This is a genomic window from Aquimarina algiphila (assembly GCF_947494415.1).
Lineage (GTDB): Bacteria > Bacteroidota > Bacteroidia > Flavobacteriales > Flavobacteriaceae > Aquimarina > Aquimarina algiphila.
Genome location: NZ_CANLVC010000001.1, coordinates 384,285 through 400,706, shown reverse-complemented (window position 1 = coordinate 400,706; position 16,422 = coordinate 384,285). Strand labels below are relative to the sequence as shown.

Genomic DNA, 16,422 nt, shown 5'->3' with positions numbered 1-16,422 from the left:
TTTTTTTTGGTTGTAAATTCTATGTATTGAGTTTAATCCTAACTTACAAGGTAAGAAATTTTCTTGATGTAATTTGCTGTAGATACGTTAAAAACAGAGGTGAGAAGTCAATTGATTTAGAATTTATGACTTTTAATGATATTCATGGTGATCTCCAAACCAGTTCTTAAGTTTAATGTTTAGAATTTCTGTTGTAAAAGGTTTTGTGATATAATCATCTAGACCTTTGGCAATGTAACGTTCTGCGTCACCTGGAAGTGCATTTGACGTAAGTGCAATTATAGGTGGGATTTTGGTGTATTTTTCACGAATTAGATTGCAGGTTTGTACTCCGTCTAATTCTGGTAGGTTTATATCCATTAAAATAAGATCATACGTATCTTCTTTGAATATTTTTAATGCTTGTTTTCCATCTTTCGCAATATCAGAAGTACATCCTAAGTATTTTAATATTTGTTCAGAGACAAGTATGTTAGTATCTGAGTCTTCAACTAATAAAACATGTAGGTTGTATTTTTGATTTTGTTTTTTTAGAGAAGGAGTATTCTCTTTGGTTATTGTTAAATTAGATCGAGTCGTTTTAAAGGTAAACCAAAAATTACTTCCTTTGCCTAATTCACTTTTGACTCCTAATTTTCCTTGCATAAGACCTACTAATTTTTTACAAATAGTGAGCCCAAGACCACTTCCTTCTCCGGCTATGATAGAAGCTTCATGAAATTGACTAAAACGAGTAAAAAGAGTCTCCTGGTCTTTTTTATTAATACCAACCCCAGAATCTATAACCTCTAATTTTATCACTAAATCATCGTTCTTTTTTGATGATAAAGAGGCTTTTATGTGTATGTCACCTCCTTCGGTAAATTTAATAGCATTGCCTATAAGATTAGAAATAATTTGAGTTAAACGATTACCATCTGCAAGAATAGTAGTTGGTAATTCTTCTGAATAATCGAGAAACATATCAATTTCTTTTGCCTTAGCTGTTGCTAGAAAAAGATTCATGTTTTGATGTATTGTTTTTTTAAAATCAATATGTGTCGGAGTTAAATCAAATTTTCCTGCTTCTATTTTTGATAGATCCAAAATTTGATTTAAAATATCTAATAAGTTTAGAGAAGATTGATGAATGATATTTACATATTCTTTTTGTAAACTATTTAGGGGTGTGTTTTTAAGAAGCAAATCTATCATACCTATTACGCCTACCATAGGTGTTCTTATTTCATGACTCATATTTGCAAGAAAATCTTGTTTGAATTTTGAAGCCTTTAATATTTGATGGTTTTTTTCTTTTAAACGATCTAGGTTTCTTCCACCAAACATGGCAAATAGTCCAAGAAATAGAGGAGCTGTATCTATAATATAATGAATTGGATAGTTCTTTTGAACAAAGATTGCAGATTTCCAGGAAAGTTCCATATCCAGTCTCATTATATCAATACACGTGGCTAGAATAGGAAACATAAGTCCAAATAGTACTCCGTAAAAAGTATATTTTGCTACCTCAGATTTGAACCATGATATATGAACCATATGAATTGATTTGGTTGAGTTCTTACGTTAGTTTAGTGTTTAACAACCTGGAGGTAAGGAAGTAAATTTTTATAGGGGATTTCTTGTTAAATATAAGTCTTTTTTAAAATACAAAACTTAATGTTTCTCTAAAATTAAGAATTTTTGGTGTAAATAGATGCCATAAAAAAATCCGAAACAGAAGATCTGCTGCGGATTTTAAACCTTACTTTAGTGTTAAAATTATCCTTTGAAAACTATTTGCTTTAATTTATATCCTTCTATCTTAATTAGATAAGTTTTTGGATCTAAATAATTCTGAATATAGTCGTCAACTTCTCCTTTGTCTAATAATCTTCCAGACATATTATAAAGACTGTAGTTAAGACCTTGGGGAACTTCTTTTATATCTTTAAAAGTTTTTAAATCAGTACTTTGTTGGCAAGTGTCATCTGCCAAAAACCTGTCTATAAAGGTAATTCTTCCTTGTTCTTGTCCTTCAAGAGTAACGGTTGCAGTATCATCAATGTCGATTATACCATTACCAGTTAAATCACCAAGGATGATAAGACATGCATTTCTAACTTTAATACGAACACCATCTTCTAGATGTAAACTTTCTGTAATAAAAATAACACCTTCTTCTGTATTTTCATCCAAACCATTCACAATAGTGTTTTCTGTGACCGACATTAATTTATATGAAATATCGATTTTAGTATTTGCCAATGTAACGCTTGTTATAAACAAGACTAATAAGGGTAAAAGTGTTTTCATATAGCTTGGGGTTTTAGGGTTAAACCTTAATTTTAAATTTGTAAGAAATTTCTTTCTTGTTTTGGTTTTTTATCGTTGTAAAACATAAAATCAACGACAATATACAATAAATTATGTTAAAAACGTAACTTTTTTGCGCGGAAGATTGAAAATTATTTTTGTTTTAGCAGTGTAAATCTTGAATACCCCCGTAATCACTGGAAGTTTTAGAAATAGAGATATTTTGTTTTTTTTAACAAATCTAACTTGAGTTTTATAATTCTATTGATTTTTACAGTATAAAAGTAAAGTTTGTATGAACTAAGTATTAAAGTTATACGTTCATTATAGTAATGATTAGTAATTAGGTACTTTATTAGGTCAGAGGATATAATGTAATCATCAAGTATGTTATGAAATACGGTAAAACCATTAATTTAACTCAATTTTATCAGTAATATTTGACAGTTGTCATTTTTTTTCGTACTTTTGTCGTAAAATAAATAGCCATGAGTGCAGTATCTCCTTTGGATTTTGATAGTTTTGAGAATAAAGGTTTATTACGATATCTAAATATAGATATTCCATTACGAAATATGTATGATTTTATTGAATTATCAAGAAATGGAATAGATAAAAAAGCATTGTTACATTTAGCCAAAACTATTGGTTTTGATCTCAAAGAATTAGCACATGTACTACATATGTCAGAACGTACTATCCAACGTTATGATTTGAATAAAAAATTAAGTACTGAAGCAAGTGCAAAGGCGTTACAATTAGCAAAACTTTATGCAAAAGGGGAAAATATTTTTGGAGACCTTATTCGTTTTAAGAATTGGATGGATCACCCAAGTGTTGCATTAGCTATGAAAAAACCAAAAGAACTTCTGGATACAACTTTTGGCTTTCAACTGCTTAATGAAGAATTAGTTAGAATCGAGCATGGAATCTTTGCATAATGCAAGTATATAGAATAGCAAAGCAAAAATACATTAAAGACCTTTCTGGAATTGGTGCAAAAACTGTAGGTGGAAGGTGGAATCCCAAAGGTATTGCGGTACTTTATACAAGTGCGTCTGTAGCTCTTTCGGCCTTAGAAGTATTAGCACATTTACCAGCTGCTTATTTCCCGGATGATATGGCAATTGCTACTATAACCATTCCTGATGAGATGGTAACTACTATGCGTATAGAAACATTACCTGATAATTGGAATAAAATTCCTGTACCGATAGAAATTCAAAATTTTGCAGTTCCATGGATAACAGAGGAGAAATACTTAGGACTTAAGGTCCCTAGTATAATCATACCAAAAGAAGAAAACCTTCTCATCAATCCTTTGCATCCTAAATTTGGGGAAATAAAACTTGTTGACATAGAACCATTCTCTTTCGATACCAGATTGTTGAAATAAGAATTGTTTTTTTTTTGAGAAGCTAACTGTTTTATTTTGAATTTATTACTTTTTATAAATCTTATTTTTTAGTTAAAACTCTACATAAAGAGTATTAACATCTATCATTTTCCATAAATTACGCGCTTAATATGCGTAACAAATTCTCAATTTATACGTCATATTGCAGATAACTAATCTTAATTTACTAATAGAATGAGTATAAAAATGAAAAATGTTTATTTTTTAGCTGCATTTATTTTCGCTTTTGTGAGTTGTAAAAACGAAACAAAAAAAGATGACAGCGAGAGTGAAGTGGTAGCAGAGGTAGAAAAAATCCCCGGGATAGTCCTGGAAAATATGGATACGACCGTGAGCCCTAAAGAAGATTTCTATAACTATGTTAATGGAAGTTGGATGAAAACCACCGAAATTCCGGCGGACAGAACAACTTGGGGAGGATTTGGAGTGCTTCGTAAGTCAACAGATAAAGATGTACTGGAAATTTTGGATAAAGCTAAGAAAAGCGGGAAATACGGTGGAGATACCGATCAAGCAAAAGCATTAGCCATTTTTGATACCAAATTAGACACGGTAACAAGGAATAAAGCAGGTCTTACACCATTACAGTCAGCACTTGATGATATTGCATCGATTAAGAACCTTAATGACTTACAAACTGTACTGGCCAAAAACCCATCAGTTTCGTCACCATTCATAGGATTAGGTGTACAAGCAGATTTAAATAACAGTGCTATGAATGCGGTTTATCTTGGAGCAAATGGATTGGGATTACCAGATCGAGATTACTACTTAGATCAAGATGGTAAATCAAAAGAAATTCGTGTAGAATATAAAAAGCATATTGTTAGAATGTTGCAAATGTTGGGAGATTCAGAGTCCGACGCTACTGCAGCAGCAGACAAGATACTTGATTTAGAAACTAAACTTGCAGAACCTAGACTAAATAAAGTTGAAAGTAGAGATGCTCGTAACTATAATAATCCAAGAACAATAGCAGAAGCTGATAAAATGTTAACTTCAATAGATGTTAATAAAATGCTTAGTGATCTTGGTGTAACTAAGAAATTTGATACCATAATAGTTGCTCAATTACGATACACTAAAGCTTTAGATGGTTTCTTAAAGGATACGTCTATCGAAGATTTAAAGACTTTGATCAGATGGGATACGTTTAATAATGCAGCTGGTCGCTTGACAACAGATGTTGAAACTGCTAATTGGGAGTTTTATAGTAAATATTTAAGTGGTCAAAAAGAACAACGTCCAGCAGATGAGCGTGCGCTTGCTACTGTAAATAGAACAGTTGGAGAAGCTTTAGGACAACTATATGTGGATGAAAAATTCCCACCAGAAGCTAAGGCCAAAGCCGAAAAAATGATTGCTAATGTAATTGAAGCATATAAAGCTCGTATCCAGAAATTGGATTGGATGAGTGATGAAACCAAGGCAAAAGGGATTGAAAAACTGAATAAGTTTACTGTTAAAATTGGATATCCGGATAAATGGGAAGATTATTCTAAAATGGAAGTGTCTTCAGATAAAACCTATTTTGAGAATATGGCCGCCGTAGATAAGTGGGCAAGGGATAAGAATTTTGAGGATATAGGAGAACCTGTTGATAAAACAAAATGGGGAATGTCACCACAAACGGTGAACGCATATTTTAATCCACTTAATAACGAGATTGTATTCCCTGCAGCGATTTTACAACCACCTTTTTATAACTACACTGCTGATGAAGCTGTCAATTATGGAGGTATCGGTGCGGTAATTGGTCATGAGATTTCACACGCTTTTGATGATTCTGGAGCTCGTTTTGATGCAGATGGAAACCTTAAAAATTGGTGGACAGAAGAAGATCTTAAGGCATTTACAAAAAGAGGAGATGCATTAGCAGAGCAATATAGCGCTATAGAAGTATTGGATAGTGTATTTATCAATGGAAAATTTACCCTTGGTGAAAATATAGGTGATTTAGGAGGTGTATTAGGAGCTTATGATGGATTACAAATGCATCTTGCTGAAAACGGAAGACCAGAAGATATTGATGGGTTTACGGCAGAACAGCGTTTCTTTATGTCTTGGGCTACAGTATGGAGAACAAAAATGCGTGAAGATGCATTAAGAACAAGAATCAAAACTGATCCACATTCTCCAGGCTTTACAAGAGCAATTCAACCCTTGTTAAATGTTCAGGCATTCTACGATGCATTTGAGATAAAAGAAGGTGATAAAATGTATTTAGCGCCAGAGAAAAGAGTTCAAATCTGGTAATACGTTTATTTATAATAGTTATATAATAAGACCCTGCTATATGGCAGGGTTTTTTTATTTAATCTTCTTTAATTTCATTCATTAAAAGAAAAGCCTTGTTTACATATTCTTTTTCTAGAAACAAAGTAAAATAATTTGAAGTAGAAATAACCTCAAAAACAGGAATGCCTTCATATGCTAAGAGTTTAAAAATGTAAAAGTATAGTCCAATGGATTTAGAATTATCTTCGGGTAAGGCAATAGAAATAGAAGATAAATTATCTGCAACAGAGATACAGGTTTCAGCTTTAAAATGCTTTTCTACGATACTTTTAAGTGAAGATGTCACTAAAATATTACTCTCCTGGAAGTTGCTGGAATAAGTGAAATATGCTTTAGCTTCGTTTTTTACACTTTCTAAGAGATTACTCTGACTTGATAATATAGTGTTAGAATTTAAAAAGGTATATTCTGTTATTCCAGACCTTACTACAATATCTCCAAGGTTCCTCAAATTGTCAATATGCTTAATACGTCTGGGATGATAGCGCCTTAATGCCATTACAATAGATCCTGGTTTAACAGGTTTTTTCATAACTTTTTCTACTCTTGGCAATAAATCAATGGCCAAAGAACTAAAGTTTATGATATCTCTTGATAGAGCGTCCTCAAGAAAGGGTTGATGTCTAAGTATATTGTGTACGCAATCAGTAATTGTTTTCATTGTTATATATTTAACATTCTGTGCAAATTTATGTTTTTTCTTTTAAAATATTTATTATCTGTTCGTTATTAACTAATTATGCAACGTTAAAAAACAGTAAAAGTAAGATTGATGAAAATTTTAAAGTTTGGAGGAACTTCTGTAGGATCTGTTGAAAATCTAAATAGAGTTAAAGAAATTCTGACTTCTGATCAAGAAGATAAAATTGTAGTTTGTTCTGCAATGTCTGGAGTGACTGATCAATTGATTAGATTGGTAGAAAGTATAAAATTTAAAGATACAGATGCTATAACAAGAAATTTACATCGACTTGAGAGTAAACATAGTGATGTTATTGATGAGTTAATTGAAAACCAGGAAGTAAAAAATACACTTAAAGATGGTTTATCATCTATGATAACAGAAATGTTTGAGATATCTAGTCAAGATTATTCTGAAATTATTAATTCTAGGATTATTACATATGGAGAGACATTATTAACGTATATATTTTCTGGATTTTTAAATACTGTTGATGTGCCCAATGTACTTTTAGATGCCAAAGAATTTATGTATGTTGATTCTGTAGATAACCCCAATCTTGAGAAGGTTTCAAAAAAATTGAACAGGATATTAGAAAATAATATTCAATCTTCAATATATATTACTCAGGGATTTGTTTGTAGAAATACTAAAGAAGAGATTAGTCATTTAAAAAGAGGAGGTAGTGATTATACTGCTACAATTATTGGAGGAGCTATAAACGCTTCCGAGATACAAATTTGGACAGATATAGATGGCCTGCATAATAATGATCCAAGATATGTGGATGAAACGCATCCAATATCTCACCTTACATATAACGAAGCTGCAGAGTTAGCATATTTTGGAGCAAAAATTCTTCACCCACAAACTGTTTCTCCTGTAGTAGATAAAGATATCCCTGTATTATTAAAAAATACTTTTGATCCAGAAGCCTCAGGAACAGTAATTTCTAATAAGACATACAGAAAAGGATTGAAAGCAATTTCTGCAAAGGATGGAATTACCGCGATTAAAATAAAGTCTAATCGAATGCTGATGGCGCATGGTTACCTTAGAAGGATTTTCGAAGTATTTGATAATTATCATACATCTATTGATATGATTACAACTTCAGAAATCGCCATATCATTAACTATCGATGACACTACCAATTTAGATAAGATTGTAAAAGAAATAGAAAGCTATGCAGAAATAACAGTAGAACAGGATCATAGTATTATATGTATTGTTGGAGAATCTGTTATTAATGATAAGAATTCATATAAACTTTTTGAAATATTAAATTTTATTCCGGTTCGTATGGTTTCTTATGGAGGAAGTAATAATAATATATCTATTCTGGTAGATACAAAAGATAAAATTCCAACATTAAGATTTTTAAATGAAAAACTGTTTCAGGTTAAAGAAGAGGCAGTAGTATAATTGTTTGTTATGTAATTTGTACATAAATAAGTAGGGCATGAGCTTTGGTATCATACGTAATATATATCTTAACAAAGTGTAAGCCCTACTTTATTAGTTTATAATAGATTGCTAATCATTATAAAAAAAAGATATAGGTTATCAACAAGAAAAAAGTCCTAGATCTTCAACTTTCTATATATACAGGACTGCTAGATAGTGCTTTTAAATTATACTTGTTCATTTAAAATCATATTCCAGAAACTATTGAAGATACTCGAAAAGAAGAAAGAGGAGATTATGAATTTTTTATAAGTCAATTATTTTCTTCTTTTTTATATTATTAACATTATTTAACAGTTAAGGGTGTTTTTTAGCTTTTCAAAATATGTATTTTTAGAAAAAAGTAAGAAATCTCTGTTAATTCATTACAATTATCTAAATCCTGGGTTTAATTTAACTATCTAAACTATAGATATTACTTTTATAGTTATTGGGCTAAAAGTTATTGTGGTTTTAAAAGAGTCTAACTAATCAAAACTGCATGAAAATACGGCTACTATTTTTTTCCTCACTTTTTTGTTTCATATCCTATGGTCAGTTACTCAATAAAAATAATCCAGACTACTATAATTGGTTTGATACATTTATAGGTATAGAGAATACAGGACTATATAATGGTGTATTATACACAGAAAAATATAATCTTATACATAAAAAGCATCAATTTTTTAATTCATCCGATTTTATTCCCGGATCAGTTTCGTATGAAGGTAAGGAATACTATGGATTGATGATAAAATATAATATTTATGAAGATAAGGTACTTATTAAATTGTCAAATAAATTTGGAGTAAGAACTTTACAGCTTATTTCCAGTAATGTGGATAATTTTAGTATTAGTGATCATAAATTTGTTAATATTCGTTCTGAAATAAGTACTACAAAAGAATCTGGATTCTATGAAGTTCTAACAAGTAATGATCGTTTTGTTTTTTATAAGAAACATCAGAAAATTAAGAAAGAGCTCTTTAAAGAAGACCGGTTGTTATATGATTTTTTAGATAGAGAATCATATTTTCTTTTTTATAACGATAGTTACTATTCAATACGTACAAAAAGCGAATTAAATAGAGTTTTTCCAGAACTCAAGAAAGATATCACTACTTTTTATAATGCTAATAAGACAGTACGTAAATCAAATTCAGATATGTTTTGGATACTTCTAATGAAAAAAATCCATTCACTGATTTCTAACAATAATAATAGTATAAAAGAATGAGGTTTTTAATACGAATTATATTCTTTTTCGGGCTTACCGTTATATACGCACAAGATAATCAACCTAAGGTGTCATTGTCATTCGATAACGTTAATCTCAAAAATGCATTTAGTCAAATAGAAGAAGTAACAAATTATCGTTTTTATTATGTCGATGCTTGGTTAGGAGATAAAATTGTTTCTGGTAAGTATGAAAATACTCCGCTTAATGAAGTTTTAGAAGATATCTTTAAAGACACCATTTTGAACTTTTTTATTTCTAATAAAAAAGGGATTATAATAACTCGTAATAGTGTTATTTATGATGAATTACCGAAGGGGTTTTTTGGAAATGAAAAAAAAGAAACTGTTGATAGTGGAGAAGAAATAAAGGTGAATCCGGTTTTTCAGATAAAAGATGGTATTTCAAAAAAGAGAAGAGCACAAACTATTCGAATAGGAAGAGAAAATAAAAATAGTGATCGATCTAGTTTTACTCTAGAAGGATATGCTATAAATAGTAGAACAGGTGCTCCAGTGTCTAACCTCTCGATTATTGTAAAAAATAAAAATACAGGAACCGATACAGATAAAAATGGATACTATGAGATAGAACTCTCTCCAGGTCTCAATATTTTAGAAACAAGTGCTATGGGAGTTGCAAATCAAACTAAAAGGATTATTATTTATAATGACGGTGAGTTGGATTTTAATCTCGAAGAAAGTTTAGAAGTTCTTGATGAAGTAATTATAGAATCAAATGTCAATGAAAATGTTAAAAGTGCAATAACAGGAGCAGAGAAAGTTGATGTAGAAGAATCAAAGAATATACCATTGGTACTTGGAGAACGTGATGTTTTAAAAGTAGCTACTACATTACCAGGAGTTACTACTGCTGGCGAAGGAGCCGTTGGATTTAATGTTAGAGGGGGTAAATCAGATCAGAATCTAATCTTACTAGATGACGCAGTGGTTTATAATCCTCAACATTTTTTCGGAGTATTTTCTGCATTAAACCCATTTACTCTTGGTGAAGTTAATATTTATAAAGGGAGTATACCAGCAGAATACGGAGGTCGATTATCTTCTGTATTTGATATCAAAACAAGAGATAGTGATGCTAAGGAGTTTAAAGGAGAGGCCTCTATTGGTCCTGTTACCGGTAATGTAGTATTAGAAACACCAGTGTTTAAAGATAAGTCTGCACTTATGGTTGGAGGAAGAGTAGCTTATGCGAATTGGATTTTAAGATCTCTGGATGAAGAAAACCTACAAAATAGTGAGGCATCATTTTATGATGTTGTGGCAAAATATAATCATAAATTCAATGAGAATAATAAAATTAGTGCAACAGGCTATTTTAGTAGAGATGACTTTAGTATTACTTCTGATTCATTGTATATCTATAAAAACAGAGCATTATCTCTTAACTGGGAGCATAAGTTTAATGAGAAGAATAGAGGTAATTTAATAGTAGTAAATAGTGCTTATGAATTTGATATAGAGTTTGATGGAGATACAAATGGTGATTTTAAACTAGGAAATAGTATTGAAGAAACCGAATTAAAATTAAAAATGAAATACTTGTATAGTGATCGATTAAAGTTTGATTATGGTATTTCAAGTAAGTTATACGCATTGCGACCAGGAAATAAAAAACCGGATGGTGCAGAATCTATTGTAACACCTGTAAACGTTCCAAAAGAAAGAGGTTTAGAATCAGCTGCTTTTCTTTCTGGAAAGTTTGATGTAACTAAAAAATTATTATTGGATGCAGGGATTAGATTTTCTGTGTTTAATACATTGGGAGAATCATCACAGCGAATATATCAAGAAGGATTACCTAAAAATGATGGAACTCTAATTGAAACAAGAGAATTTGACAAAAATGAAGTGGTTGAAACATATGGAGGACCAGAACTTAGATTGTCTGCGAGATATTTGATATTACCAGATTTTTCGGTCAAAGCAAGCTACAATAACACAATACAATATATACATAGATTATCTAATAATACCACAGCCTCTCCAATAGATACATGGAAACTTTCAGATTTAAATATAGAACCACAAAGGGCAAATCAATATTCTATAGGGTTATATAAAAACTTTAATCAGAATGCTTATGAGCTAAGTCTAGAAGGTTTTTATAAAAGATTAGATAAGATTTTAGATTTTAAAACAGGTGCACAAACATTACTAAATCAAAATATAGAAACCGAAGTTTTACAAGGGGATGGAAAATCATATGGTGCAGAATTTTTAATAAGAAAAAACAAAGGAAAGTTTAATGGATGGTTAGCATATACTTATTCACGTTCTTTTATTAAGTTGGATAGTCCATTTAGAGAAGAACAAGTAAATGATGGAGATTTTTTTCCTTCAAATTTTGATAGGCCTCATGATATTAGTATGGTCACTAATTATAAATTTACAAGAAGATTTAGTCTATCTGCAAACTTTGTATACCAGACAGGGAGACCCGTAACTTTTCCTATAGGGAATTTTAATTTTAATAATTCTGAATTTGTAGTGTACAGTGATCGTAATAAATTTAGAATACCAGATTTTTATCGATTAGATATTGGTTTTAATGTTGAAGGCAATCACAAAAAGGGAAAAGTGGCCCATAGTTTTTGGACAATTTCTATATATAATGTATTGGGAAGAAATAATCCTTTCTCTGTCTTTTTTGTTACGGATGAGGGTGAGATTAAAGGATTACAAAGTTCAATTTTTTCGGTACCCGTGCCGTCGATTACTTATAGTTTTAAATTTTGATGAGGTAACCCAATATTTTAGCTATAAAAAATATTATTATTAATTATGATCATACAAACCTCTCAGGATTCTGGGAAAATTAATCATATGAAAGCAAATAAGATATTATTTCATTTTTTTCTAGGATTAGTAGTCATTTGTTTAACAAATTGTACAGAAGAATTTGTACCTAAAACCGAAACTTTTGAAAGCCTTTTGGTAATAGAAGGCAACATTACGAATGAATTAAAACAGCATAAAATTCAATTATCAAAAACATTTCGTTTTGAGGATGAAAGTGGAACATTTGGAGAAAGTAATGCAGAGGTAATAGTTGTTGATAGTGATCAAAATGAATATGTTTTTGAAGAAACTGACTCAGGGGTATATATATCTACGACATCTTTTCAAGCAATTTCTGGACTAGAATATACATTGTCGATACGTACAAGCGATGGGAAATCATATGTTTCTGATCCTGTTGTTTTACCGGCAGAAACAGAAATAGATAACCTCTATGCAGAACGTATGACTAATGATGATGGGTTAGAAGGAGTAGGTATTTTTGTAGATAGCTTTGACGCTACAGGGAACGCCTCGTTTTATCGGTATGAGTATGCCGAGACATATAGATTTGTTGCGCCGTCGTTTTCTTTTTTTGATCTCGAAGTGATTTCAGAAGATCCTTTTGTGGTTGATTTTACACCAAGACCAATCGAAAAAAGAACATGTTATAAAACTGATCTTTCAACAGATATAATTCTGGCAAAGACTGAAGGACTTAATGAAAATCGAATTTCTCGTTTTTTGGTTCATTTTGTAGGAACAGATGATTATAGTATTAGTGATCGTTATTCTATACAGGTGAATCAATTTGTGCAGTCCAGAGAAGCTCAGGTGTTTTATGAAACGATAGAAGACTTTTCTGGTTCAGAAACCTTGTTTTCGCAAATACAACCAGGGTTTATAGCAGGTAATATTGAAGCTATTGAAAATCCTGATGAAAATGTACTTGGGTTTTTTCAAGTATCATCAGTATCATCAAAACGTATATTTTTTAATTATAGAGATTTTTTTGTAGTAGAGGATCTACCACCATATTTTTTTAGTTGTGAAGGTATTGCTCCGCCAATTATGCCTTCTCCAGGCATTTTTACGAACACATTTAATACAGGACTTTTTTTATTTTTAGAAGAAACTGGAGCAAATGATACAGAAACTGGACCATATCTTATTGTTCCCAAAGAATGTGGTGATTGCACAGAGGTAGGAAGTAGTGAAGTACCAGAGTTTTGGGAGAACTAATATAATGAAAACGAATAATAAGACATATCATATACTTTTAGGAGTGCTCATTTTGTTTTGTATAACAAATTGTACAGAAGAGTTTAAACTACAAACAGAGACTTTTGAAGATATTATTGTTATCGAAGCTAATATTACAGATGAGTTAAAACACCAAGTGGTTAAGTTGTCAAAAACCTTTCGGTTTGAAGATGATAATTTATCGGGAGAAAAGGATGCCGAAGTGAAGATTAGTGATAGTGAAGGGAGTGAGTATCTCTTTCAGGAAACAGATTTAGGGGTGTATACATCAGTATTGCCTTTTCAGGCATTATCTGATAGAGAGTATACTTTATCAATTCAAACCAATGACGGTAAATCATATATATCTGATTCGGTAGAATTAACACCAAAAACAAGTATAGACAAACTATATGCTGAGCGAATTATCAATGAAAAAGGTAAGGAAGGAATAGGGATTTTTGTAGATAGTTTTGATGCAACAGGTAATGCGTCTTTTTACAGATATGAATTCGAAGAAACATTTAGATTTGTAGCTCCAGAATTTAATGATTTTGATTTAATTTTACTTTCTGATAACCCATTAACGGTGGATTTCGTTAGACGACCTTTAGAAAAAAGAGTATGCTATAAAACAAACCCCGCCTTAGATATTTTAATTACAAAAACTGAAGATTTTGATGAAAATAGAGTGTCAAAATTTTTGGTTCGTTTTATTGGTATCGATGATTATACAATAAGTGATCGCTATTCAATTCTAGTACATCAGTTTGTGCAGTCGAGAGAAACATATGAGTTTTATCAAACGTTAAAAGAATTTTCTAATTCTATAACCTTGTTTTCTCAAACACAACCTGGATTTATTGTAGGTAATATCAAATCGCTTTCTAATGAAAAAGAAAATGTTTTAGGGCTTTTTCAGGTTTCTTCAATATCATCAAAACGCATTTTTTTTAATTATAGAGACTTTTTTCCAAAAGAAGACTTACCTCCTTATTTTGAAGATTGTAATGTTGGTGCGCCACGTATAAATGGATTTTCTAGTATAATAAGGTCGGGATTGTTTTTGTTTGCTGGTCTTAATGATGACCCAGAACAAGGAGGTCCATATAAGTTGGTAGAAAAGGAGTGTGGTGATTGTACAGAGATAGGTAATAGTGAAATCCCAGAATTTTGGGAAAATTAATTATGAAAATTATGAATAGACATAGTATGAAATTAGTGGTGATCTTTCTTTTATTTTATTCATTGGTTAATTCTCAATCAAATACTGAAAATAAATTACAATCTATAGACTATAAGGATATACCTCAAGAAAAAGTTTATATACATTACAATTCATCATTATTATTCACAGGAGAATATTTATACTATAGTTTATACTGTATTAATGCTAGGCTTAACCTCTTGAGTGATTTGAGTAAAATTGCATATGTGGAGTTAGTAGGAGAGGATAAAAAAAGTATTTTCCAACATAAAATAAATTTGAATAAAGGAGTAGGGCAAGGAGATTTTTTCCTTCCAGTTACTATTCCTTCTGGGAATTATAAACTTGTAGGATACACGCAATGGATGAATAACGGGGCTAAGAATAATTTTTTTCAAGGAGATATTAGTGTCATAAATCCTTATCAAGGTAATCAAAAAAACATTTTAGAGACTTCAGATAAGAAAGAGATAAATAGTGATTCGGATCTAATTCAAAATGATAATACTAATGTAGAACTGATTCTGGATAAGAAAAAATTTACTAAAAGGAGTAAGGTTCAATTAACCATAAAAGATATAAGAAGCAATCTTGGGTATGGAAATTATTCAATATCAGTTAAAAAGAAGGATACATCATTTCAAGAAGCATCAAGATATAGCGCCAAAACATTTTTTTCTCTGTATGAGTCACAACAAAGTGGTAGTCCTAAAAAAATTGTTCCACCAGAACTTAGAGGAGAGCTTATATCGGGTAAGATTACTCCTGTGGATTCGGGAACTTTAGTGTCTAATAAGAAAGTAGCTATATCAATACCTGGTGAGAATTATGAATTAAAAATAGCAGAAGCAGATGGGGACGGAGTGTTTTATTTTAATGTAGACAAGGCCCACATTGAGCAGGATGCCTTAGTTCAGGTATTAGGCGATAAAGAGAAATTCAGAATAACCTTGGATGATCCTAAATCCCCTGATTATTCTGATCTTGTATTTAATAAATTTTCATTGTCTTCAGAATCTAAATCATCCGTTTTGGAACGAAGTGTGTATAATCAAATACGCAATGGATACTTCTCTGTTAAACCTGATACACTGGCTTTAAATGATGACAAGTCTCGTTTTTATGGAGATATTGCACAGGTTTTTAATTTAGATGATTACACAAGATTCCCTACAATAAGAGAAACTTTGGTAGAGATTGTAAATAATGCATGGATTAAAAAGATTGATGAAGAGCAATATGTTTTTCAGGTTCGTGGCTATGAATCTTCTTCAAATTATGCATTTCTGCCACTAGTTATTATTGATGGTGTCATAATTCAGGATCATAGTACTATAGTAGATTATAATGCAAACAAAATTAAAAGTATTAAACTCATAAGAGATTTGTATTTTCTAAATTCACAAATGTTTCAAGGAGTGATAGATATAGAAACAATAGATGGGGATTATTATAAATCATTTAGAAGTGAAGGGGTGTATAGCTTGGCTTTATCAAAACCATTACCTATAAAAAAATATTATCACGAACAATATGATGAAACTACAAAGTCCACAACAGATCATATTCCGGATTATAGACATCAATTACTGTGGATACCCAACCTTAAATTTGATGCTAAAGAGATGGTAATTGACTTTTTTACATCAGACAATGTTGGGCAATATGAAATCTCACTAGAAGGATTTACTGATAAAGGAAAACCAGTCTCTATTCGAGAAATATTGATAGTCGAATAATTTATTTTACCATTCTATATTTCGGAATACAAAAATCTAGTTTCATTTTTTGAAACTC

The 16,422-nt window shown here is 30.9% G+C and carries 12 protein-coding genes; 9 read left to right on the top strand and 3 right to left on the bottom strand.

Going from position 1 to position 16,422, the window contains the following annotated elements; all coding sequences use genetic code 11:
• Positions 1 to 132 precede the first annotated feature (132 nt).
• The gene (locus PQF96_RS01645) at positions 133 to 1,536 is read right to left on the bottom strand and encodes an ATP-binding protein (protein WP_271764876.1); all 1,404 of its coding nucleotides are present in this window, start codon (positions 1,534 to 1,536) and stop codon (positions 133 to 135) included.
• Positions 1,537 to 1,758: 222 nt separating this feature from the next.
• Complete coding sequence (locus tag PQF96_RS01640) at positions 1,759 to 2,292, bottom strand: hypothetical protein (protein WP_143916074.1); 534 nt, start codon at positions 2,290 to 2,292, stop codon at positions 1,759 to 1,761.
• Between the two features lie 488 nt (positions 2,293 to 2,780).
• Between PQF96_RS01640 and parS the strand changes: the two genes are divergently transcribed.
• From parS to PQF96_RS01625, 3 genes are all read left to right on the top strand, one after another.
• On the top strand, positions 2,781 to 3,233 hold the full coding sequence (gene parS, locus PQF96_RS01635; protein ID WP_109436496.1) for a type II RES/Xre toxin-antitoxin system antitoxin: 453 nt from the start codon (positions 2,781 to 2,783) through the stop codon (positions 3,231 to 3,233).
• Entirely contained in the window at positions 3,233 to 3,688 is a 456-nt protein-coding gene (locus tag PQF96_RS01630) for an RES family NAD+ phosphorylase (RefSeq protein ID WP_271764875.1), read from the top strand. Before parS ends, PQF96_RS01630 begins: the two co-directional genes overlap by 1 nt.
• A gap of 207 nt (positions 3,689 to 3,895) precedes the next feature.
• Positions 3,896 to 5,965 (top strand): M13 family metallopeptidase, encoded by a 2,070-nt coding sequence (locus PQF96_RS01625; RefSeq protein WP_109436498.1) that lies wholly within the window; start codon positions 3,896 to 3,898, stop codon positions 5,963 to 5,965.
• Positions 5,966 to 6,023: 58 nt separating this feature from the next.
• Here PQF96_RS01625 and PQF96_RS01620 read toward each other — a convergent pair whose 3' ends face one another.
• Positions 6,024 to 6,668, bottom strand: a complete 645-nt coding sequence (locus PQF96_RS01620) for a hypothetical protein (RefSeq protein WP_109436499.1) — start codon at positions 6,666 to 6,668, stop codon at positions 6,024 to 6,026.
• A gap of 111 nt (positions 6,669 to 6,779) precedes the next feature.
• Between PQF96_RS01620 and PQF96_RS01615 the strand changes: the two genes are divergently transcribed.
• The 6 genes from PQF96_RS01615 (at position 6,780) to PQF96_RS01590 (ending at position 16,364) form a co-directional block, all read left to right on the top strand.
• Complete coding sequence (locus PQF96_RS01615) at positions 6,780 to 8,114, top strand: aspartate kinase (RefSeq protein ID WP_271764874.1); 1,335 nt, start codon at positions 6,780 to 6,782, stop codon at positions 8,112 to 8,114.
• Positions 8,115 to 8,637: 523 nt separating this feature from the next.
• Positions 8,638 to 9,375: a hypothetical protein gene (locus PQF96_RS01610; RefSeq protein ID WP_271764873.1), complete on the top strand. Its 738-nt coding sequence runs from the start codon at positions 8,638 to 8,640 to the stop codon at positions 9,373 to 9,375.
• Positions 9,372 to 12,134 (top strand): carboxypeptidase-like regulatory domain-containing protein, encoded by a 2,763-nt coding sequence (locus PQF96_RS01605; RefSeq protein ID WP_271764872.1) that lies wholly within the window; start codon positions 9,372 to 9,374, stop codon positions 12,132 to 12,134. The genes PQF96_RS01610 and PQF96_RS01605 overlap by 4 nt, the downstream gene beginning before the upstream one ends.
• A 45-nt stretch (positions 12,135 to 12,179) precedes the next feature.
• Positions 12,180 to 13,418 (top strand): DUF4249 domain-containing protein, encoded by a 1,239-nt coding sequence (locus tag PQF96_RS01600; protein ID WP_271764871.1) that lies wholly within the window; start codon positions 12,180 to 12,182, stop codon positions 13,416 to 13,418.
• Between the two features lie 4 nt (positions 13,419 to 13,422).
• Positions 13,423 to 14,604: a DUF4249 domain-containing protein gene (locus PQF96_RS01595; RefSeq protein ID WP_271764870.1), complete on the top strand. Its 1,182-nt coding sequence runs from the start codon at positions 13,423 to 13,425 to the stop codon at positions 14,602 to 14,604.
• 11 nt (positions 14,605 to 14,615) lie between these two features.
• The gene (locus PQF96_RS01590; RefSeq protein WP_271764869.1) at positions 14,616 to 16,364 is read left to right on the top strand and encodes a hypothetical protein; all 1,749 of its coding nucleotides are present in this window, start codon (positions 14,616 to 14,618) and stop codon (positions 16,362 to 16,364) included.
• Positions 16,365 to 16,422 lie beyond the last annotated feature (58 nt).